The following is a 21,389-nucleotide window of genomic DNA, read 5'->3' as shown; positions in this document are numbered from 1 at the left end:
AGCGTGAAATGCTGGAAAAAACCGCTCGGCCCGGCACTCTACCGGGCCGTTTGTCGTGTCTGGCCGGCGTCATAGCCGGTCTCATGCTGGCCGGCTGTGCCGTCGGTCCGGACTTCGCTACACCGACGCCCCCGCCCCATGCCGACTATCGGCCGGGCAATGACAAATCGCTGCAAACCCGACCGATCGCCGCGCCGGATGCCGGCAATGCCGGCGTCCAACAGACGCTGAGTCAGGGCAGGGATTTGCCGGCCGACTGGTGGACACTCTTCCATTCGCCTGAGCTGGATACCATGATCCGCGAGGCGCTCGCCCACAGCCCGACCTTGGCGGCGGCTGAAGCCGCAGTACGCCAGGCGCAAGAAAACTACAATGCCGAGCTGGGCACGCTGGCTGTCCCTACGATCAACGCCCAGGGTAGCGCCGCGCGCCAGCGTCAGGTACAAGGCTCGCCGCCGCCCAAGGATTTCACGGTTTATAGCGGCGGCTTGACGGTGTCGTACTCGCTGGATGTATTCGGTGGCGGGCGGCGCGAGCTGGAGAGCCTGGCCGCCCAGATGGACTACCAGCGCTATCAGTTGGAAGCCGCGCGGCAGACGTTGATTTTCAATGTGGTCAGCACCGCGGTGCAGGAAGCTGCCACACGCGTCCAGGTCGACGCCACGCGCGCGACGCTGGCCGCCTTGACGGCGCAGCTCGGTATCGTCATCAAGCAACACCAGCTTGGCGCCCAGCCGCTAACCGCGGTTCTGCAGCAGCAGCAACAAGTGGCGCAAATCAACGCCTCGCTACCTGCGTTGGAAAAGTCCCAGGCACTTTACCGCAACCAATTGGCGACCTATCTGGGCCGCTACCCGAACGATCCGGACCTGCCGCAGATCGATCTGGATGCGTTGCGCCTGCCGCAGAACCTGCCGTTGTCGCTGCCATCCGAATTGGTGCGCCAGCGTCCGGACATCCAGGCCAGCGAAGCCTTGCTGCACCAGGCCAGCGCCGAAGTCGGCGTGGCCACGGCCAACCTCTATCCGCAAATTACGCTATCCGGCAGCTACGCCCGACAGCGCACGGACATGAACGGCGGCAGCAGCTACGCCTCGCTATGGAATATGGGCGCCGGCCTGGTAATGCCGCTGATCGATGGCGGCGCACTGCGAGCACATCGCCGCGCCGCTGTCGCCGCCTACGACCAGGCAGCCGCGCAATATCGCCAAACCGTGCTCTCGGCCTTCCAGAATGTGGCCAATACCCTGAACACCATCCAGGCAGATGCCGGCACGCTGGATGCCGAAGCGGATCAGGCAGAGGAAACGCGTCAGCTGCGCGATATCGCGCAGAAGCGCCATCAACTGGGCGCCATCAGCTACTTGACCGTTCTGGACGCGGAACGCGCCTATCAGCAAGCACGCTTGAATCTGGCTTCAAGCCAGGCAGCGCGTTTTGCCGACACCGCCATGCTGTACATGGCCTTGGGCGGCGGCTGGTGGAATCGCACCGACCCGACGCAGGCCGGCGGCAACCTGAAAATGGCGGCTGGCAACAACGATAACAACATTCGATAAAAAGGAATCGCAATCATGACCAAACGCATGTTGATCATGCTAGGGGGCGTGCTGCTGCTGATCATTCTGCTGGGTTTCGGGTTTTTCCTGCACATCCGCAGCCTGATCGCCAACTCGCCCAAGCCGGGCGCGCAAACCGTCACCTCGACCATCGTCCAAACGCAGGAGTGGCAGCTGCAACTCAACTCGGTCGGATCCCTATCGGCCGTCAGCGGGGTAGAAATCAGCAGTGAAGTCTCCGGCATGGTTCGAAGCGTGCGCTTCAAATCCGGCCAGGAGGTCAAAGCCGGCACGGTGCTGGTGGAACTGAACACCGACTCGGACGTCGCTCAGTTGCATGCGCTGCAGGCAAGCGCCGAACTGGCCGCGATCACGCTCAAGCGCGATCAGGCGCAACTGGCAGCACAAGGCGTGAGCCAGGCTCAGGTGGACAACGATGCCGCCGATCTGCGCGCCAAGACGGCGCAAGTCGAACAGCAGACGGCCCTGATCGCCAAAAAAGTGATCCGCGCGCCATTTTCCGGCCGCATCGGTATCAGCGCCATTAACCCCGGCCAGTATGTCAATCCCGGCGACAAGATCGTGACCTTGCAGGAAATCAATCCGATCCATCTTGATTTCAATATTCCGCAAAGCCGTCTGGCGCGCCTAGCGGTTGGCCAGCACGTCGACGTGGGCACCGACACTTTCCCGGGCCAGACCTTCGGCGGTCGTATCACCGCCATCAATCCCAAGGTGGATACCGCCACGCGCAACGTACAGGTCGAGGCACTGATCGACAACCCCGAGCGCAAATTGCTGCCCGGCATGTTCGCCAATGCCCATGTGTCGATCGGCCAGAAGCAGCGCTATCTGACCTTGCCGCAGACAGCCATTTCCTACAACGCCTACGGCTCCACGGCCTATGTCGTGGAACAGAGCGACAAGACGGTCGCCGGCAGCAACAAGGTGGTGCGACAGATATTTGTCACCACAGGGGAAACCCGTGGCGACCAAGTCGCGATACTCACCGGGCTCAAGTCTGGTCAGGAAGTGGTTACCAGCGGTCAACTCAAGCTGAAGAACGGCGCCCCGGTCGTAATCGACAACTCGGTACAACCGGCCAACGATGTCGCGCCGGCACCGCAGGAACACTGAGATAGACCATGAAATTTACCGACATATTCATCCGGCGACCGGTTCTGGCCACCACCATCAGCTTGCTCCTGGTGGTGCTGGGCCTGCGCTCGCTCTTTAGTCTGCCGGTCGAGCAATACCCGCGGACGCAAAATGCGGTGGTGACCATTTCCACCACCTACTACGGCGCCGACGCCAAGACCGTGGCCGGCTTCATTACCCAGCCGCTGGAAGCCGCCATCGCCCAGGCGCAGGGCATCGATTATCTGTCGTCCACCAGCTCGAGCGGCGTATCGACGATTACGGCCACCCTGCGCCTGAACTACGACGGCAACCGTGCCCTAACCGAAATCAACAACCAGGTTAATTCGGTCAAGAACCAGCTACCGGCCCAAGCGCAACAGCCGGTGCTGACAGTGCAAAGCGGCCAGACCACCGACGCGATGTACCTCGGCTTCTACAGCACGACGCTGCCGACCAACGGCGTCACCGACTATCTGCAGCGCGTGGTCAAGCCGAAACTGGATGCCATCGACGGGATTCAGACGGCGGAAATCCTCGGCGCGCGCCTGTTCGCGCTACGCGCCTGGCTCGATGCCGGCAAAATGGCGGCACATGGCGTGACTGCGGCCGATGTCTACGCCGCGCTCGGCAGCAACAACTATCTGGCGGCAGTCGGCAACACCAAGGGCCAGATGGTATCGGTGCCGTTAACCGCCGCGACCGACCTGCATACGGTGGACGAGTTCAAGCAGTTGGCGATCAAGCAAAGCGGCGATGCCATCGTACGCCTGGAGGATGTGGCAACCGTCACGTTGGGATCCGAGAACTACGACTTCAACGTCGCCTTCAGTGGCGAGCGGTCGGTCTTCATCGGTATCAAAGTGGCGCCGGACGCCAACATTCTGGACGTGGCCAAGCGCGTGCGCACCGCGTTCCCGGAATTGCAGAAGCAGCTACCGACCGGGCTGACCGGCAAGATCGTCTATGACTCAACCGACTTCATCAATACCTCGATCGACGAAGTGGTGAAGACGCTGGTCGAGGCGCTGGTGATCGTGACCGTCGTGATCTTCCTGTTCCTCGGCAGCCTGCGCGCGGTGCTGGTGCCGGTGATCGCCATGCCGCTCTCGCTTGTCGGCACCTTCTTCATGATGCTGATGCTGGGCTACTCGATCAACCTGCTGACCTTGTTGGCACTGGTGCTGGCCATCGGTCTGGTGGTCGACGACGCGATCATCGTGGTGGAAAGCGTCGACCGCCACATGCGCGAAGGCATGTCGCCGCTGGATGCCGCCATCGATGCGGCGCGTGCACTCGGCAGCCCGATTCTGGCCATGACCGTGGTGCTGGTGGCGGTGTACGTGCCGATCGGTTTCCAAGGTGGCCTGACCGGCGCTTTGTTCACCGAGTTCGCCTTCACCCTGGCCGCGGCGGTCACCGTGTCGGGCGTGGTGGCGTTGACCCTATCGCCGATGATGTGCTCGCGCTTCTTCAAGCCGGATCAGGACAGCGGCCGCTTCGTACAGTGGATCGACCACACCTTCGAACGAGTGCTGAACGGCTATAAGCGTCTGCTGGCCAACCTGCTGTCGACATGGCCGGTGTTGGTGGTGATGGGCGCCATCCTCATGTTGCTGCTGTTTGGCATGTCCAAGATGTCGCAGTCCGAACTGGCGCCGGAAGAAGATCAGGGCATCGTGCTGGGCCAAGTCGTCGGCGCCCCGAATGCCACCGCCAACCAGATGCTGACCTACGCCAACCTGATGTTCCAGGCCAGCCGGGCCATGCCGGAATATCAGCAGATGTTCCAGATCACCGGTACACCGACCGTCAACGCCGGGATCGGCGGGGTGCTGGTCAAACCCTGGAGCGAACGCAGCCGCAGTGCGCACCAAATCCAGATGGAACTGCAGCAACGCTGGAACAAGATCGCCGGCGCGCGCGTCGCGGCCTTCCAGTTCCCGCCGCTGCCCGGCTCCTCCGGTCTGCCGCTGCAATTCGTGATCAAGACCACCGAGCCGTTCCAAAACCTGAACCAGGTCTCGCAGCAGGTGATCGACAAGGTGCGCAGTTCCGGCAAATTCTACTTCGCCGACGTCGACCTGAAGGTCGATAAGCCGCAGGCCACCTTGGTCGTGGATCGTGACAAGGTAGCGGCGCTGGGCATGACGCAACAGGATGTCGGCAATGCGATGAGCGCGGCGATGGGGGGCGGCTACGTCAACTATTTCGCCATCGACGGCCGCTCGTACAAGGTGATTCCGCAGGTGCAGCAGAAGGATCGCCTCAATCCTGATCAGTTGCTGGATCTGTACATCCGCAGTCCGAACGGTGTCATTCCGGTCAGCACCATTGCTCACCTGAAGTACTCCATCGAACCGGAATCGATCACACGCTTCCAGCAACAGAACTCGGCGACGATTTCCGGCGTGCCGGGCGTGGCTCAGGGCGACGCGCTGCAGTTCCTGCGCGACACCGTGCAGGAAATCGCACCGTCCGGCTATAGCGTCGACTATGCGGGCCCGTCCCGGCAGTACATGCAGGAATCCGGCGGTTTCATCGTCACCATGCTGTTTGCCGTGATCATCGTGTTCCTGACGCTGGCCGCGCTGTTCGAGAGCTTCCGCGACCCGATGATCATCTTGGTGTCGGTGCCGCTGGCGCTGTTCGGCGCGATGATCTTCATCTTCCTCGGCTTCGCCTCGCTCAACATCTATACCGAGGTAGGCTTGGTAACGCTGATGGGGCTGATCAGTAAGCACGGCATTCTGATCGTGGAAGTCGCCAACGAGGAGCGCGCGCGCGGCGTGGGCAAGCTGGAGGCCATCCAACGCGCCGCCGCCATCCGGTTGCGGCCGATCTTGATGACCACCGCCGCTATGGTATTCGGCGTATTCCCACTGGTGATCGCCTCGGGCGCCGGCGCCGCCGGTCGCCACGCTATCGGTTTGGTGATCTTCAGCGGTCTATCGATCGGCACGTTGTTCACGCTGTTCGTGGTACCGGCCATGTATATGCTGCTGGCCTCGGATCACAAGGTGGAACAAGTTTCCGCCACCGACGGCGGCGATATCGTCTAACCGCCACTGCTTCATCCAACGGCCGGATGCCTGTCATCCGGCCGTTCTTTTTGGGGCCGCCGCCACGATCCTGCGCCTTTTTAACGCTGCCGTCACAGTTCGTCACATTCAGCACAATCCTTAACAGACTACCCCCCCGATTGCCCCGCTAACCCCCTAACATCCGGGGAAAAGGCCTCAAGCCACATTGGTATCTGGTCGATAAATAGAACATGTCGCGGGATGCGTGCCCGCTCGTCCGTTTCGGGGAATCATCATGTCAACACCCTCTATTTCCTCCGCCACCGGCCCGCTAGACGTACAGGGATTGGTCTCGCAGTTGATGACCGTGGCGCAGCAGCCGCTAAACCGGATGAACACGCAACTGCAAACCGACAACAGCCAGATTTCCGATTACGGAACGCTCAGTTCCGATCTGACTTCGCTGCAATCGACCTTGTCGGGCCTGTCTTCCGGCACGTTCATCAATACACTCAAGGCCGCCAGCAGCAACACCACCATCCTGTCCGCCACCGCCGACAACACGGCCAACGCGGGTAGCTACAACGTCACGGTCAACAATTTGGCGACCGCGCAGAACCTGGCCTACACCGGCCAAGCGAGCGAAACCGCCAGCCTGGGCAACACCGCCGACTCGCTGAACTTTACTTTCGGCAACGGTACGACCTCATCCGTCAGCATTGCCGCCAATAGCTCGCTGGATCAGATCGCCTCCTCGATCAACGCCGCAGGCATCGGCGTATCGGCCAGCGTGGTGAAGGCCGACAGCAGCGCGACCCCTTATCGCTTGGTACTGACCGGCAATACCGTCGGGGCGGGCCAGAGCTTCAGCACCGCCTCGGCCTCCGGCCAGGCCTCGCTCTCCTTCTTGAGCTTCGACGCCGCCTCCGCGGTCAACGGCAGCAATCAGATCACCGATAGCCGCCTGACCGCCCAAGCGCAGGACGCCAATCTGACGGTCAACGGGCTCACCATGACCAGCAGCAGCAATACCGTCACCACGGCGGTACTGGGCGTCAGCATGAATCTGACACAGACGGGTTCGACCGTGCTGAACGTGACCCGCGACAGCACGGCGATCCAGAACAAGGTGCAAAGCTTCGTCACCGCCTACAATAAGCTGCAAAGCGATTCGACCAGCCTGTACGGTGGAGACCTGCAAGGCGACTTCAATCTCGTCCAGTTGCAGAACACCTTCAACAGCCTGCTGCAGACCCCCATCTCCGGCGCCAACGGCACGACCGAAGTCGCCTATCTGGCGCAGGTCGGCGTCAGCATCCAAAAGGATGGCTCGCTGTCGCTGGATAGCACGGCACTGAACAGTGCCATCAGCAATAACGCCACCGCGGTCGCGAACGTATTCGGCAACAGCAACAATGACGGTTATGCCCAGCGCTTCAATACCCAGATCAACAATCTGCTCGGGCCGCAGGGGCTGATCACCACGAAAACCACGTCGCTCAACCAAATGGCCTCCGACGAGAAAACCCGGATAACCCAAGAACAAACCCGGCTCAGTACCGTTCAGGCAGGCTATCTCAGCCTGTATACCAATCTGAACTCGGCACTGATGCAGATGGAACAAACCAGTTCTTCGCTGGCGAAAATGATCTCGAGTACCTCCAGCGGTTGAGCCAGCGCGGATAAGACACCGATCCCCGCCCAATATGGCGGGGATTTTCATTTGTACGTTCGCTTACACAACGTCACGCATGCTTACCGCCTCATGCAGCTATCATGAAACTGCCTGCCGTTAAGTTGGTCTGACACATTTTAAGCGTCGATATAACATCGGCTCGAAGGGAGTCACAGATGAAACAATCCGTATTGATCGCCAGCGTCCTCGGTGGCGGGGTTGCGCTAGGCGCCGTCGGCGTGGCCGGTTACCAGGCGTTGTCGCACAAGGCAACCCCTGCCGCGCCGGTCGCCGCAGCCTCCCAGCCCGTTGCGGTAGCGCAAGTGGCCTCGGCGCCGACCCCGGCCGCCGCGTCCGTACCGACCCCCGCGCCGGTCGCCGCAGCCCAACCGGCGCCGGCGGCAAAGCCGGCCGCGCCGCAACACGCCAGCTACGCCAAAGTACTGAGTACCAAGCCGATCACCGAAACCGTCAACGGCACCAAGGTCGTATGCCACCAGGAACAAGTCGTGCGCCAAGCGCCGGTGCAAGACCAGAACCGCGTGGCCGGCACGCTGATCGGCGGCGTGGTGGGCGGCCTGCTGGGCAACCAGGTAGGCGGTGGCAACGGCAAGAAACTGGCCACGGTGGCCGGTGCGGTGGCCGGGGGCTATGCCGGCAACCAGGTTCAGGATCAGATGCAGAAACGGGATACCTACGCCGACACCGAGAATCGCTGCATGGAAGAGCCTTCGACCAGCCAGAAGGTCGTCGGTTACCAAGTACGCTATTCGCTCGATGGCAAAACCGGCACGGTGCGCATGGATCACAAGCCTGGCAAACGCATTCCGGCGCGCAACGGCCAATTGCTGGTGCCAACAGCGCAGTGATACCGAGGGCGCCGGCGGCCGACACCGGCCGGCGCCGCATTTTTTCGTAAGCCCTCTTGACTCGGAAAAAGCCTATCGGTATAGTTCCCTTCTCGGATGGCAGCGACCTACGCCACCGAACCTCATGTGGGGGTATAGCTCAGCTGGGAGAGCGCTTGCATGGCATGCAAGAGGTCAGCGGTTCGATCCCGCTTATCTCCACCACAAATTCAAAAGGCCGACTCGCCGAGTCGGCCTTTTTCATTCCCCCGCCCACGCCTCACAATTTACTCGTTCAGATTACTTGTATTGTCTTGTTTACTCATAACGACAATGCGCCGCCAGCAGATGAAGGAAATAGGGAAATTTTCTACACAAAGGGCGGCCACGTCTGACTTCCTTAATTTCACCGCTGGTTAAGATGCCTGAGCCGCGAGGTTTTCCAAGCCTCGCCGTGCAATCGCTCCGGCGGCGCAACGCGCCAACCGCCGGAATGCCCTCGAAATCCGCCTCCGGCGAAAGGATTCGGCCATGTCTCGACTAGACGGCGCAGACGACCATTCGGTCATGCGCGTTCCGCAATCGGCCCGCAAAAGCATGCTCACCATTTTGAGCATTCGCGTCGCCGCCTTTGCATGCATCTCGCAGGTGCTGATCGGCGCGACAATCGGATATGGCATGACATTCTGGCAGGCGGTGGCGGCAACATTCGCAGGCAGCATTATTCTGCAAGGCGTTTCCTGCGCATTGGGCATCATGGGCATGCGAGAAGGCCTCCCGACCGCACTACTCACGCAATGGACCGGCTTCGGCCGCTACGGCTCGTCAATGATCGGCGCCGTTTTCGCCATTTCCATGACCGGTTGGTTCGGGGTTCAAAATGCCGTATTCGCCGAAGGCGTGGTTCACATGAGCGATGGCAGCATTCCCTTCACCGTGGCTGCGATCATGACCGGCATGAGCACCACCCTGCTGGTCCTGTACGGCATGAATTGGTTGGCCAAGGTCGCCAACATTGCCGGCCCGCTCTTCCTGATTGCGATGGGGTATGCCGTTTACCTTGTATTAAAGGAGGAGAATTTGTCGGCGCTGATGCAGAGCCCGCCGCCCGGCCCTCCCCTGACGCTGGGCACCGCGGCGACCATCATCGCCAGCGGCTTTATTGTTGGCTGCGTTGTCGCACCGGACTTAAACAGATATTCGAGATCGGCCGCCGATGTTGTTTGGACCACCGTGGTCGGCACACTGATTGGCGAACTGGGCGTGAATCTGGTGGTCGTGCTGATGATTCACGCCACCGGCAACGCCGACATCATGGCGACCATATTCAAAACGACCGGCCTGACCGGCGGTTTGATCGTCATGCTGGCCACCGTCAAAGTGAATAACGTCAATATCTATAGCTCGTCGCTCGGCATGGGATCGCTGCTGAAAACACTGTTCAACATCCACATGAGCCGCGGTTTGCTGACGCTCGTGCTAGGCACTTTCGGCACGTTTTTGTCGGTCGCGGGGATTTACGATCAATTTACCGATTTTCTGATCCTGCTGGGCATTACCATCCCCCCCATCGCCGGCATCATGGTGGTCGATTACTACGTCTTGGGCACCTCGCGTGTCGCGCTCGATGCGAGTCGCGCCAGCGGCACACTGCCGACCGAGGTCGAAAAGCTCAACCCACATGCGTTGATCGCCTGGATCGGCGGCGCCCTGATCGGTCATTTCGATGCATGGGGCATCCCATCGCTCACCGCCATCGTCGCCAGCGCCGCGATCTATTATTTTTCCATGAAGGCCATGCGTCGCCCCGCAGCGTCGAACTCGGCATCGGCAAAACAATAGGCAAACGAAAGCGCCGACGGCTCTGCTCGTGCTCGTCGGCGCTCGATTTGTCTCGATTTGACTGGCCCCGTCAGGGCAACAGATGCCCCATTTTGTCGGCTTTGGTTTTCATGTAACGGTCATTATGCGGATTCTGCCCCACCAGCAGCGGCACCCGTTCAACCACATCGACCCCCAGCGCTGACAGCGTTTCGATTTTCTGAGGGTTATTGGTCATCACCCGCACCCGACGAATGCCGACCGCCGCCAACATGTCGCGTACCAGACTGAAGTCGCGCATATCGGCAGGGAAGCCGAGTTGCTCGTTGGCTTCGACGGTATCGGCCCCCTGGTCCTGCAGTTTGTAGGCGCGGATTTTGTTGATCAGACCGATACCGCGGCCTTCCTGGCGCAGATAGAGCAATGCACCGCGCCCGGCCTCGGCAATGGCGACCATGGCCGCTTCCAATTGAAAACCGCAGTCGCACTTAAGCGAAAACAACGCATCGCCGGTCAGGCACTCGGAATGCAGACGAATCAATACCGGCTCTTCGTCGGCGAACGTTCCCATGGTCAGCATGACGTGTTCTTTACCGCCATCCCCAGCGAAACCATGCAAGGTAAACACGCCCCATTGGGTTGGCAATTGGCAGGATGCGACCAAACTGACTGCAACATCCCCGACTTCATTCGACATGCAAACTCCCGCTATTCTCTTCTGACGCTCAGCCTACACGCACAACCCGACAAGAAACAGCCGATTATCGGTAATGAATTATTTACTCGGCCTCAACAAAAGGCAGAGACGCCAACGGTTTGGCCAGCACAACGGCCAAAGCAACCAGCCAGGCTTGGCGTGCCGGGTCGAAAAAACCACGTTCGCTTGCCTCGGCATCGATAATGCCGAGCACACGCCCAGTGTCATCCAACACCGGCAGGCACACCTCGCTGCGCACAGTCGGATCGCACTGGTAATAGCTGCCGCCCAAAGCACGCCACTCGGCCACATCCTCGATCACCACACCCCAGCCGCTCAAACCCACCCGACTGTTGTTACTCACGTCGGCAAAGGCTTCGGTCAACGGAAACTCGGCGCGACTAGGCCGACCGTGGTAGGCCATCTTGACCAACCTTGCCGACTCGCCCTCCCCGCGCACGACATAAATCCCGAGCCAATCTGCCCCAATCTGGCGATTAGTCGAATCGATCAACGCCACCAGCTCGGCCAGTGCGGCACGTGCCTCGTCGGTATCGCCACCAAACCAGACGCTTAGGTCGTAAGGCTCGTCGGACAGCTCATCCACCAGAGAGCAGGCACCGTTCTCGCCCAAAACCGGCACAGGAAAGCGGAATAAATCGCGCGCCGGGATCGGTTTTTGCGCCATCAGCACGGAAGCGAGCGTGATCGCCGCCACCTGAACCTCGGTCTGATCCAGTTCGAGCGACTGCTCCCTGAGATAGGCCTTCAGGACTTGGGCTGCAATCATCGACGACACTCCTTATATGCACCGGTCATTCCCCGGCGGTCGAATTCTTTATACACTTGGGTATCGAATATGGGGTCTGACTTAGAAATGACAATACAGAATGATGAGGAAGTTTTGACCATCCGCGCCGGCCGGCAAGCCCTGGCGCAACTGCGGCGCGAAGGCTTGCGCGCAGACCAGGTTGCCATCGTTCCCGGTGCGGCAGGCGGTCCAAAGGCCATCGGCCTGCTCGGCCTGGATCAAGCGATATTCCCTTGGTTGGAGGCCACGCCTAGGCCGAGAGAATTCATCGGCGCCTCAATCGGTGCTTGGCGTATAACCTGCGCACTCCAGGCAGATGCGCCTGTGCGACTGGCCCGCCTGGCCGAGCTGTATACCTGCACCACCTATCCTAGCCGCGATATTGGCGACATCACGCGCCAAACGCGCGATATGCTCGACGAACTATTCAGCCACGAAGATCTACGTGAAGCGCTCTCCCACCCCCACCACCGGCTGAACCTCCTGGTAGCGCAATCGCACGGCCTGCTCAACCGGGAAGCGCGTGCGCCGCTGTTGGCAGGCCTTGCGCTGGCGGCAACGCTCAACGCCTTGTCGCGACCGCTATTGCGCCATGTCTTCACCCGCGTCATCTGCCACGACGAGCGCAGTAGCCTGCCCTTCCTGCCCGTCGACGGCATCCCAACTCGGCGTCAGCCGCTTAACGACAGCAATTTGCAGCCGCTCTTGATGGCCACGGCATCCATTCCCGGCGTGATCGAGGGCATTCGGCTCGACAGTCTGCCCGGCAGCCTGCTGCGCGATGGCGGCCTGACCGACTACCACCTCGATCTACCTTTCGCCAATGCGCCTGGGCTGACGTTATTTCCGCATTTCACCGATCGCATCGTGCCGGGCTGGTTCGACAAATTTCTCCCTTGGCGCGATGCCGACCCGGCGCGTCAGGCCAATACCATCGTCGTCGCGCCGTCGCGCCGCTATCTGGCCAAGCTGCCGCAAGGCAAATTACCGGATCGGGGTGATTTCAAACGTTTCATCGGACAGGACGCAACGCGCCAGCACCTTTGGCGGCGCGCGGCGGCGGAAAGCCAGCGGCTGGGCGAGGCCTTTCTGTCGCTTTGCGACAGCGGCCGCATTGCCCAAGTCGCCCAGCCGTTATTCGAAGTTCAGTGACGTGGCTCGCGGGCAGCATCCATCACGTTCATCTGAAAGATCTCGTTGACCTCGTCCTCGTCGAAGACGTAGCGCTGATTGCAGAAGTCGCAGCCGATCTCCACACTGCCCTGTTCGTGCAAGATCGACGCGGCTTCCTGTGCCCCAACCATTTTCAGCATCTCCGACACGCGTTCGCGGCTGCAGGTGCAGGCGAACGCCAGCCGCTCGGCCTCGAACACGCGCACGGTCTCTTCGTGATAAAGGCGATGCAGAATATCCAGCGGCGCCAGGGTCAGCAGCTCTTCGGCCTTCAGCGTGTCGGCCAGCGTGCGCGCCCGCGTCCAACCGTCCGCATCGCCATGCCCGTCAGGCAGGCGCTGCAACAACATACCGCCGGCGCGGTTGCCATCGGCGGTCAGGATGAGACGGGTATCGAGCTGTTCGGATTGGCGCATATAGTTTTCCAGCATGGCCCCCACGCTCTCGCCCTCTAGCGCCACGATACCCTGCCAAGTCTGGGACTTGTCGACCTTGGGCTCCAGCGTCAGCACGAAGCGGCCACCGCTACCGAGCAGTTCGGGTAGCGATACGCTTAGTGGCGTTCCATCCCACTTGGCGGTCGCCCGTAGCGTGCGTTCGTGGGTGTACTCGACCACGGCCAGTCGCAGGGCGCCAGTACCGTGCATTTGCAACACCAGCGTGCCGTCGAACTTGAGATTGGCGCCCAAGAGTGCGGCGGCGGCCATCATTTCGCCCAGCACCTGACGCACCGGCGCCGGATACCCATGACGAGACAACACCTGGCGCCAGGTATCGTCCAGCGAAACCAGCGCGCCGCGCACCGGCGACTCGTCAAACAGAAAACGTTGCAGGCAATCAGTGTGACTCATGCTCTTTTTGATCCTTGATACAGTCCAGCGTATATACCGTCATCGGCATGGACGAATTGACATCGAACTCGCAACCGGCGCGCACGCCGATTTCCGCAATGGCACGGGCATCCAGATCCTGTTCATAAGCGACCTGCATCGCGCCCATGGCAAATTTGCGGCCGGAACCGATGGCCCAGAAGCGGGAAAATTGATAGACCTCACGCATCGGATAGACACCGAAAATACCGTGGGCGTTGGCCACCAGCACCATCATCTGACTGGATTCGTAGGGGTCTTCCTCGTCCTCTTCCGGCCGCAGGAAAAACTGATCCTTGAGTTTGGGATGCAGCTTGCGGAAGGTATCGAACAAGCCGGCGCGGCTGGTGAAGTTTTTCTTCTTCAGGCCGTCGAGCGCCGACTGCAGCACCAGGTCATGAGCCGCCGAGCCGGAGATCGCAAAGTAGCTGTCGGCCCGTTGGAAAATCTTATTGTGATAACAGTCATAGGCCGCCAGCAATTTATGGTCGTCGCCGAATGTGGTCTGACTGTCGGCGGCGATGGCGATCCGGTCGTCCTTCTGTACCACCACGATGGTCGTCATGGCATTGGTCCGTCGTAAACAAAAAAGGAAATTGGGGGCAAGTTGCCTATTCTCAAGTCAATGTAGTCTCGCACCGACGCCGATGATAGCCCCATTCAGCATCTGGCATGTAAGTGGCATTCCATGGAAGAATGAGGTTTGCGTCGCGTTTTCAACACAGGATCATCGCCATGTGCCAGTTATTGGGCATGAACTGCAACACCCCCACCGACATCGTGTTCTCGTTCGAGGGCTTCCACCGCCGCGGCGGGTTGACCGACCATCACGCCGACGGATGGGGCATCGCCTTTTTCGAGGACAGAGGCTGTCGGCTGTTTATCGACGATAGGCCGTCGGTCGACTCGCCGCTGGCCAAGTTGGTGCGCGACTACCCGCTCAAGTCGATGAACGTCATCGCCCATATCCGCAAAGCGACGCAAGGGGAAGTCCGTCTGGCCAACGCGCACCCCTTCATGCGCGAATTATGGGGGCGTTACTGGATTTTCGCGCACAACGGCGACCTGAAAGACTACCGGCCCGCAACAGGACAATATTACCGGCCGGTCGGCGACACGGACTCGGAACGCGCCTTCTGCGCGATTCTAGAGGCGCTACGGCAGCGCTGGGACGAGATGCCGGACGAGGATGCGCTGTTCGAGACATTGGCGCGATTGACTGCGGAAATCGCCAGCCATGGCGTGTTCAACTTCATGTTGTCCAACGGCGCATTCCTGGCGGCGCATTGCTCGACCAATCTGTATTACATCCTGCGTCAGTCGCCGTTCAACAAGGCGCACTTGGTCGATGACGATCTAACGGTCGATTTCGCTCAGATCACCACCCCCCATGACCGGGTGGCGGTGATCGCCACGCTACCGCTGACCGACAACGAGATTTGGACGCAGCTATCGCCCGGACAACTGATCCTGTTCAAGGACGGGATACCAGTACGGTAGGAGGGTGCGTTCGCGTAGGATGCGTTCGCGAAGCAACGCATCAACCTCCTGCACAAAAAAACCGGGAAGCCAAGCTTCCCGGAGTCCTCGTGTGCGGCAGGCCCTGCGCCCGCCGTTTGATGGCTAATACGACTGCTCGCCGTGAACCGGCTCGACCAGCGTGCCGGTGCACAGGGACAACATCAGCAAAGCCACGCGCTCATGTACGATAACCGTATGGGTGTTGCCGGAAAATTGCATAAAGCGACGCAGGTCTTCCCGCACCTTGGGCGAGCCGGTCATATCGATGATGATGTCGACCTTGGCACCCAGTTCGGCGATGTCCAGCCCGTTGTGGGTCACCAGCACGCCACGCGATTTCGCCAGCTGCATACCCTGCGTTTCCGCATTCAGATCGGCAACGCCGACCACTTCGACAAAAGGTGCATTCAACAGTTGTTTCAGCAATGGGGTGCCGGTTTCTCCGGCCCCGATAATCCCGATCTTGAACGACGCCATGCGCGCGATCCTCTAAGTGTTTTTAAAAGCTCGAAAACACTGTAGCAAGAAGGATCGTCATTGATATTTGCGCTAAATCAAGTCGCTGTCATATCAAATATTGACCAACTCCAACGGTATGGGGATGTATGTCTCCACCGGCGCTTTATCCAACACGCGGCATGCCGCCAACACCGCCTGGTGGCCGATCAGATCGGGGCGCTGGGCGATGGTTGCGGCCATCTTGCCGGCACGGATCGCCGCCAGCCCTTCGGCGGAGGCATCGAAACCGACGATTAGCGTCCGGTTCTGGCCTGCTGCTCGCAACGCACGTTCGGCGCCAAGCGCCATTTCATCGTTCAACGCAAATACCGCATCGATCTCGCCATATCGCGCAATGATTTTCGCCATCATCGCCTCGGCCTTGGCGCGGTCGAAATTTGCCGACTCGCGAGCCAGCAGATGCAGCCCTTTGGCCCCGTTCAACACCATGGCAAAACCTTGATCGCGTTCGATGGTCGACGATGCCCCACGCACGCCGAGCAGTTCGACGACCCGTCCCTTGCCACCCAGGCGATGCTTAATGTATTCGCCGGCCATGCGACCGCCGGCCATGTTGTCGGAAGAGATATGCGCGACGACATTGCCGGCGTCGACGGAGCGGTCGAGGGTAATCACCGGGATGCCCGCCCGATTGGCGGCGGCGACACTACCGACAAGCCGTTGCGAATCGGTCGGATTGACCAGCAAGACACGAACCTTCTGAGCGATCAGCGCCTTGATTTCCGCTTGTTGCGTCTCGGTATTGTCGCGTGCATCCACAACCTGCAGCCGTAGACCGCACTCGCGAGCCCCTTGCTCCGCGCCTTGCTTGAGTATTTTGAAAAATGGGTTGCCGATATTGGAAATCGCCAGTCCGACTGTCGGCGTCTCCCCTACCGTCTGGACCGTCGCACTCACCGTATGGCGGCTGCGTTCGCCACTGGGACAGCCGGATAAGCACAGCACGGCCACAGCCAGCCATAACATCCGCCCCCCCATGCCTAGTCGCATTGTTTTCTCCGCCATCGTTTCTGTTGCTATTTATACACCAATATTACATATGAATTTAATGACCCCTCATTGATCGCGCCGCTGCCCTACTAATTTCACTTAAAGTGAAATTACTTCCGATAGCGTTTGACATACTGGTTCGTGCGACAAAGAATACCGCAAACGATTGCGCAATCGTTTTCGCAACATCACACAGCGCATTTCAACCTCGTTATCGATGGAGAAAAACACGATGAAATCCGGTCGTCTCTTCAAGTCCCTGACCATGATGCTCGTCATGGCCGCCATCCCGATGCAGTACGCCTCCGCCGCCGAGAAGCCCAAGGTGGCCCTGGTCATGAAGTCGCTGGCCAATGAGTTCTTCCGCACCATGGAAGACGGCGCCAAGGCACATCAGAAACAGCACGCCGGCCAATACACCTTGATCGCCAACGGCATCAAGGATGAAACCGACACCGCCAACCAAATCCGCATCGTCGAACAGATGATCGTCGAGCATGCCAATGCGATCGTGTTGGCGCCGGCCGACTCCAAGGCGCTGGTGCCGGTGGTCAAAAAGGCCGTCGATGCAGGGATCCTGGTCGTCAATATCGACAACCGCCTCGACCCCGCCACGCTGAAGAGCAAGGGTCTCAACGTACCGTTCGTCGGCCCGGACAACCGTAAGGGCGCCCGCCTGGTCGGCGACTACCTGGCCCGTCAACTCAAGGGCGGTGACAAGGTTGGCATCTTGGAAGGCGTGTCCACCACCACCAATGCACAACAGCGCACTGCCGGCTTCCAAGATGCCATGAAGGCTAAGGGCGTCACTGTTGTCGGCGTACAGTCCGGCGACTGGGAAATCGACAAGGGCAACACCGTGGCGTCCGCCATGCTGCGCGAACATCCGGATATGAAGGCGCTGCTGTGCGGCAACGACAACATGGCGCTTGGCGCCGTCGCCGCCATCAAGACCGCCGGCATGGCTGGCAAGGTCAAGGTCGTCGGCTACGACAATATCGCCGCCATCAAGCCGATGCTGGCTGACGGCCGCGTGCTCGGCACCGTCGACCAATACGCAGCCAAGCAAGCGGTGTTTGGCATCGAACTGGCACTGAAGGCGATCAAGGCCAAGACGCCGCAAAGCCAACTGCCGGCCGTTTACGAAACGCCGATTACGCTGGTAACGCGCTAAGCGTTCAATGCGCATCCGCCGGCCGTCTCGCGGCCGGCGGCCACATGGAGACGCTGCATGAGTGTTCAAGCACCGATCCTGCGCTTACGCGGCATAGGCAAGACCTATGCCACGCCGGTGCTATCGGATATCGATCTGGCGCTGTATCCCGGCGAAACCCTGGCGCTGACCGGCGAGAACGGCGCAGGAAAGAGCACGCTATCCAAGATCGTCGCCGGGCTGATTCCAGCCTCGCAAGGCGAAATGCTGCTGGGCGACACCCCCTATGCGCCGACTTCGCGTAGCCATGCCGAAGCGCTCGGCATCCGCATGGTGATGCAAGAACTCAGCCTGGTACCGACGCTAACCGTGGCGGAAAACCTGTTTCTCGGCCAGCTACCGCAACGCGGCGGCTTTATCCGTCGCCATTCGCTGTTCGAACAAGCGGCCGCCCATATGAAGGCCATCGGTCTGGATCGGATCGACCCGCACCAGTTGGTCGGCGAGCTCGGCATTGGCCACCAGCAGATGGTGGAAATTGCCCGCAGTCTACTCGGCCCCTGCCGCCTGCTGATTCTGGACGAGCCGACCGCCATGCTGACGCGGCACGAAATCGACCATCTGTTCCGCCAGATGGCGCGACTGAAAGCCGAGGGCGTCAGCATCGTTTATATTTCCCATCGCCTCGACGAGGTTGAACAGATCGCCGATCGCGTCACGGTCTTGCGCGATGGCCGCCATGTCGCGACTCACCCGATGTCGTCAATGACGCAAGAGGAGATCGTACGGCTGATGGTCGGTCACGACGTCGCGGAAAGCGAAGCGCGGCCTCCGCGACCGGCAGCCACGCCGATGCTGCGACTGGAGGGTCTGGGACGCGGCACGCAAGTGCAGGACGTCAGCCTCAGCGTGCAACCCGGCGAAATCTACGGTATCGCCGGCCTGGTCGGCTCGGGCCGTACCGAGTTGTTGCGGCTGATCTTCGGCGCCGACCGCAAGGATCGAGGCAATATATTCCTCAACGGCAACCCGCAGCCCGCTCGCATCGATTCGCCGATGAGCGCAGTGCGCCAGGGCATCGGCCTGATCCCGGAAGACCGTAAATCGCAGGGACTGCTGCTCGACAAATCGATCACCCTCAACACCACACTGGCGCGGCTAGGTCGTTTCGCACGTCGCGGCTGGCTGAATTTGACCGCGGAGCGTCAGTCGTCTGGCGAATACGTCCAATTGCTCGGTATCCGCTGTCACTCGTCCGAACAAGCCGCACGCGAGCTGTCCGGCGGCAATCAACAGAAAGTCGTGTTCGCCCGCTGGATGCTGCGCGACTGCGACATCCTGCTGTTGGACGAGCCAACGCGCGGCGTCGACATTGGCGCCCGTGCCGACATCTATACCCAGATGCGCGCGATGGCGGACGCCGGCAAGGCGTTGCTGGTCGTCTCGAGCGATCTGCGCGAGTTGATGGAGATCTGCGACCGTATCGGCGTGATGAGCGCCGGCTGCTTAGCAGGCAGTTACCAGCGTGGCCAATGGGATCAGCAAACGCTATTGGAGGCGGCCTTCAGCGGCTACAGCACCCGGCCCCAAGAAGCAAATCAAGGACAATCATGACGACACACACCCCTTCCCGACGCTGGTACACCGGCGTCGCCGGCACCTATATCGGCCTGGCGATCGCCCTGTTGGCCATGGTGCTGTTCTTCGGCTCGATGAGCGAATACTTCCTCTCCGCCAACACCTTCATCACCATCGCCAACGACATCCCGGCACTGACGGTACTGGCAGTCGGCATGACCTATGTGCTGATCATCGCCGGCATCGATCTGTCGGTCGGCTCGGTTATGGCCTTGTCGAGTGCCTTGTGTTCGCTGGCCATGCTGCGCTGGGGCTGGGGCCTGGCACCGGCGCTGCTGCTCGGGCTTGTTAGCGGTGCGGCTTGCGGTTTCCTGACCGGCTTCGTCTCGGTGCAATGGCAATTACCGTCGTTCATCGTCTCGCTCGGCATGCTGGAAATCGCCCGCGGCGCGGCCTATGTGGTCACCGACTCGCGCACTCAGTACATCGGCAGCGACGTCGACTGGCTGAGCTCCAACCTGATCGGCGGCATTTCGCCGGCATTCGTCATTGCGTTGGCCGTTATCGTCATCGGTCAACTGGTACTGACGCGCAGCGTATTCGGCCGCTACATGATCGGTATCGGCACCAATGAGGAAGCCATGCGGCTCGCCGGCGTCGACCCGCGCCCGATCAAGGTGGCGGTGTTCACACTGATCGGCCTATTGGCGAGCGTGGCCGGTTTGATGCAGACTTCGCGCCTTGAAGCCGCCGACCCCAACACCGGGATCGGCATGGAGCTGCAGGTGATCGCCGCCGTGGTCATTGGCGGCACCAGCCTCATGGGTGGACGGGGATCGGTCATCAGTACCTTCTTCGGGGTGTTGATCATCGCCGTACTGGAAGCCGGCATGGCGCAGATCGGCGCCTCCGACCCGACCAAGCGCATCATCACCGGGCTGGTCATTATCGCCGCCGTGATGCTGGATAAATATCGCGACCTGCGCAAACAGGGACGTCAGGCAGGATAAACAATGGCAACGATGAAACAGGTAGCCCAGCGCGCCGGGGTTTCGGTCAGTAGCGTGTCGCACGTACTCAACCGCACACGCTACGTCAGCGAAGACGTCAAGACGCGCATCGAGGATGCCATGCGCGAGCTTGCCTACGTGCCAAGCGCCGTGGCGCGAAGCCTAAAGCACAACGTCACACGCACGCTGGGCATCATGCTGCCCAACAACAGCAACCCCTACTTCGCCGAGTTGATCCGCAGCATCGAGGATCGTTGCTACAGCGCCGGTTACAACGTGGTGCTATGCAACTCCGACGACGACCCGGTCAAGCAGAGCGTCTATCTGCGGGTGCTGATGGAGAAGCGTGTCGATGGGTTGATCGTCATGTCCTCGGGCGACAGCCCCGATCTGCCCGGCCTGCTGGCCACCCTGAAGGTGCCGCTGGTATTGGTCGACCGCCAGTGGAAGTCGCTCGAGTGCGACACGGTCACCACCGACCATCGCATGGGCGCCTACTTGGCAACCCGGCACCTTATCGAGCTGGGGCACCGCCACATCGCCTGCATCTCCGGTCCAGAACACCTCGCCCCTAGCCGACTGCGCATCGCGGGCTGGCGCGAGGCGCTTACCGAGGCGGGCTTGGCGGACGACACGCTGCTACTCGGCGACTTCACAAGCCAAGGCGGCCACGATGTCACCTGCCATTTGCTGCAGGCATCCAACCGCCCGCACGCTATCTTCGCCTGCAACGACCTGATGGCGATCGGTGCGCTGTGTGCAGCCCACAAGGCGGGGCTCTCGGTGCCCGACGATTTGTCGGTCGTCGGCTTCGACGACATCGAGCTGGCAGCCTTCATGAGCCCGCCGCTCACCACGGTCGCACAACCCAAGCAATTGATCGGGGAAGTAGCGACCGAACTGCTGTTCGAGCGGCTGCATCACGATCGCACCGCCCCCTGCAAAATCGCCTTGCAACCCGAACTGTTGGTACGGGCCTCCTCCGCGCCGCCCCGCTCCGTATAG

18 protein-coding genes and 1 tRNA gene are annotated in these 21,389 nt (G+C 60.7%); 13 read left to right on the top strand and 6 right to left on the bottom strand.

Features of this window, described 5'->3' with window-relative positions; translation table 11 throughout:
* Positions 1 to 8 precede the first annotated feature (8 nt).
* The 7 genes from DFP86_RS18160 (at position 9) to DFP86_RS18130 (ending at position 10,084) form a co-directional block, all read left to right on the top strand.
* On the top strand, positions 9 to 1,559 hold the full coding sequence (locus tag DFP86_RS18160) for an efflux transporter outer membrane subunit (protein WP_133683936.1): 1,551 nt from the start codon (positions 9 to 11) through the stop codon (positions 1,557 to 1,559).
* A gap of 15 nt (positions 1,560 to 1,574) precedes the next feature.
* Positions 1,575 to 2,696, top strand: a complete 1,122-nt coding sequence (locus DFP86_RS18155; RefSeq protein ID WP_133683935.1) for an efflux RND transporter periplasmic adaptor subunit — start codon at positions 1,575 to 1,577, stop codon at positions 2,694 to 2,696.
* A gap of 8 nt (positions 2,697 to 2,704) precedes the next feature.
* Positions 2,705 to 5,758: an efflux RND transporter permease subunit gene (locus DFP86_RS18150; RefSeq protein ID WP_133683933.1), complete on the top strand. Its 3,054-nt coding sequence runs from the start codon at positions 2,705 to 2,707 to the stop codon at positions 5,756 to 5,758.
* Between the two features lie 256 nt (positions 5,759 to 6,014).
* Positions 6,015 to 7,391, top strand: a complete 1,377-nt coding sequence (fliD, locus tag DFP86_RS18145; RefSeq protein ID WP_133683931.1) for a flagellar filament capping protein FliD — start codon at positions 6,015 to 6,017, stop codon at positions 7,389 to 7,391.
* Between the two features lie 179 nt (positions 7,392 to 7,570).
* Positions 7,571 to 8,263 carry a glycine zipper 2TM domain-containing protein gene (locus DFP86_RS18140; RefSeq protein ID WP_208108392.1) on the top strand — a complete coding sequence of 231 codons (693 nt, stop codon included), beginning with the start codon at positions 7,571 to 7,573 and terminating at the stop codon, positions 8,261 to 8,263.
* Between the two features lie 128 nt (positions 8,264 to 8,391).
* Positions 8,392 to 8,467, top strand: a tRNA-Ala gene (locus tag DFP86_RS18135).
* Between the two features lie 306 nt (positions 8,468 to 8,773).
* Positions 8,774 to 10,084 carry a cytosine permease gene (locus DFP86_RS18130; RefSeq protein WP_133683929.1) on the top strand — a complete coding sequence of 437 codons (1,311 nt, stop codon included), beginning with the start codon at positions 8,774 to 8,776 and terminating at the stop codon, positions 10,082 to 10,084.
* 70 nt (positions 10,085 to 10,154) lie between these two features.
* On the opposite strand, the gene ribA is transcribed toward DFP86_RS18130, so the two are convergent.
* Complete coding sequence (ribA, locus tag DFP86_RS18125; RefSeq protein WP_133683927.1) at positions 10,155 to 10,760, bottom strand: GTP cyclohydrolase II; 606 nt, start codon at positions 10,758 to 10,760, stop codon at positions 10,155 to 10,157.
* A gap of 82 nt (positions 10,761 to 10,842) precedes the next feature.
* Complete coding sequence (locus DFP86_RS18120) at positions 10,843 to 11,550, bottom strand: GAF domain-containing protein (protein ID WP_133683925.1); 708 nt, start codon at positions 11,548 to 11,550, stop codon at positions 10,843 to 10,845.
* A gap of 87 nt (positions 11,551 to 11,637) precedes the next feature.
* Here DFP86_RS18120 and DFP86_RS18115 point away from each other — a divergent pair, with 87 nt between their 5' ends.
* The gene (locus DFP86_RS18115; RefSeq protein ID WP_133683923.1) at positions 11,638 to 12,723 is read left to right on the top strand and encodes a hypothetical protein; all 1,086 of its coding nucleotides are present in this window, start codon (positions 11,638 to 11,640) and stop codon (positions 12,721 to 12,723) included.
* On the opposite strand, the gene hslO is transcribed toward DFP86_RS18115, so the two are convergent.
* On the bottom strand, positions 12,717 to 13,595 hold the full coding sequence (gene hslO / locus DFP86_RS18110) for an Hsp33 family molecular chaperone HslO (protein ID WP_133683921.1): 879 nt from the start codon (positions 13,593 to 13,595) through the stop codon (positions 12,717 to 12,719). The two genes, DFP86_RS18115 and hslO, sit on opposite strands and share 7 nt — an antisense overlap.
* Positions 13,582 to 14,178, bottom strand: a complete 597-nt coding sequence (locus DFP86_RS18105) for an Ntn hydrolase family protein (protein WP_133683919.1) — start codon at positions 14,176 to 14,178, stop codon at positions 13,582 to 13,584. Before DFP86_RS18105 ends, hslO begins: the two co-directional genes overlap by 14 nt.
* Positions 14,179 to 14,348: 170 nt before the next feature.
* Between DFP86_RS18105 and DFP86_RS18100 the strand changes: the two genes are divergently transcribed.
* Positions 14,349 to 15,113 (top strand): class II glutamine amidotransferase, encoded by a 765-nt coding sequence (locus DFP86_RS18100; protein ID WP_133683917.1) that lies wholly within the window; start codon positions 14,349 to 14,351, stop codon positions 15,111 to 15,113.
* A 123-nt stretch (positions 15,114 to 15,236) separates the two neighbouring features.
* Here DFP86_RS18100 and DFP86_RS18095 read toward each other — a convergent pair whose 3' ends face one another.
* Both DFP86_RS18095 and DFP86_RS18090 read right to left on the bottom strand, forming a co-directional pair.
* Positions 15,237 to 15,611 (bottom strand): oxidoreductase, encoded by a 375-nt coding sequence (locus DFP86_RS18095; RefSeq protein WP_133683915.1) that lies wholly within the window; start codon positions 15,609 to 15,611, stop codon positions 15,237 to 15,239.
* Positions 15,612 to 15,704: 93 nt separating this feature from the next.
* The gene (locus tag DFP86_RS18090) at positions 15,705 to 16,619 is read right to left on the bottom strand and encodes a substrate-binding domain-containing protein (RefSeq protein ID WP_208108391.1); all 915 of its coding nucleotides are present in this window, start codon (positions 16,617 to 16,619) and stop codon (positions 15,705 to 15,707) included.
* Between the two features lie 256 nt (positions 16,620 to 16,875).
* Between DFP86_RS18090 and DFP86_RS18085 the strand changes: the two genes are divergently transcribed.
* Genes DFP86_RS18085 through DFP86_RS18070 form a run of 4 tightly spaced genes read left to right on the top strand, consistent with a single transcriptional unit; the run spans position 16,876 to position 21,389 of the window.
* The gene (locus tag DFP86_RS18085; protein ID WP_133683911.1) at positions 16,876 to 17,817 is read left to right on the top strand and encodes a sugar ABC transporter substrate-binding protein; all 942 of its coding nucleotides are present in this window, start codon (positions 16,876 to 16,878) and stop codon (positions 17,815 to 17,817) included.
* Positions 17,818 to 17,874: 57 nt separating this feature from the next.
* Positions 17,875 to 19,410 carry a sugar ABC transporter ATP-binding protein gene (locus DFP86_RS18080; protein WP_133683909.1) on the top strand — a complete coding sequence of 512 codons (1,536 nt, stop codon included), beginning with the start codon at positions 17,875 to 17,877 and terminating at the stop codon, positions 19,408 to 19,410.
* Complete coding sequence (locus DFP86_RS18075; protein ID WP_133683907.1) at positions 19,407 to 20,384, top strand: ABC transporter permease; 978 nt, start codon at positions 19,407 to 19,409, stop codon at positions 20,382 to 20,384. The genes DFP86_RS18080 and DFP86_RS18075 overlap by 4 nt, the downstream gene beginning before the upstream one ends.
* Before the next feature lie 3 nt (positions 20,385 to 20,387).
* Positions 20,388 to 21,389 carry a LacI family DNA-binding transcriptional regulator gene (locus tag DFP86_RS18070; RefSeq protein ID WP_133683905.1) on the top strand — a complete coding sequence of 334 codons (1,002 nt, stop codon included), beginning with the start codon at positions 20,388 to 20,390 and terminating at the stop codon, positions 21,387 to 21,389.

Source organism: Paludibacterium purpuratum (assembly GCF_004363805.1).
Taxonomy (GTDB): Bacteria; Pseudomonadota; Gammaproteobacteria; order Burkholderiales; family Chromobacteriaceae; genus Paludibacterium; species Paludibacterium purpuratum.
The sequence above is the reverse complement of the archived record's forward strand: the minus strand, read 5'-3'. Positions and strand labels throughout refer to the sequence as shown.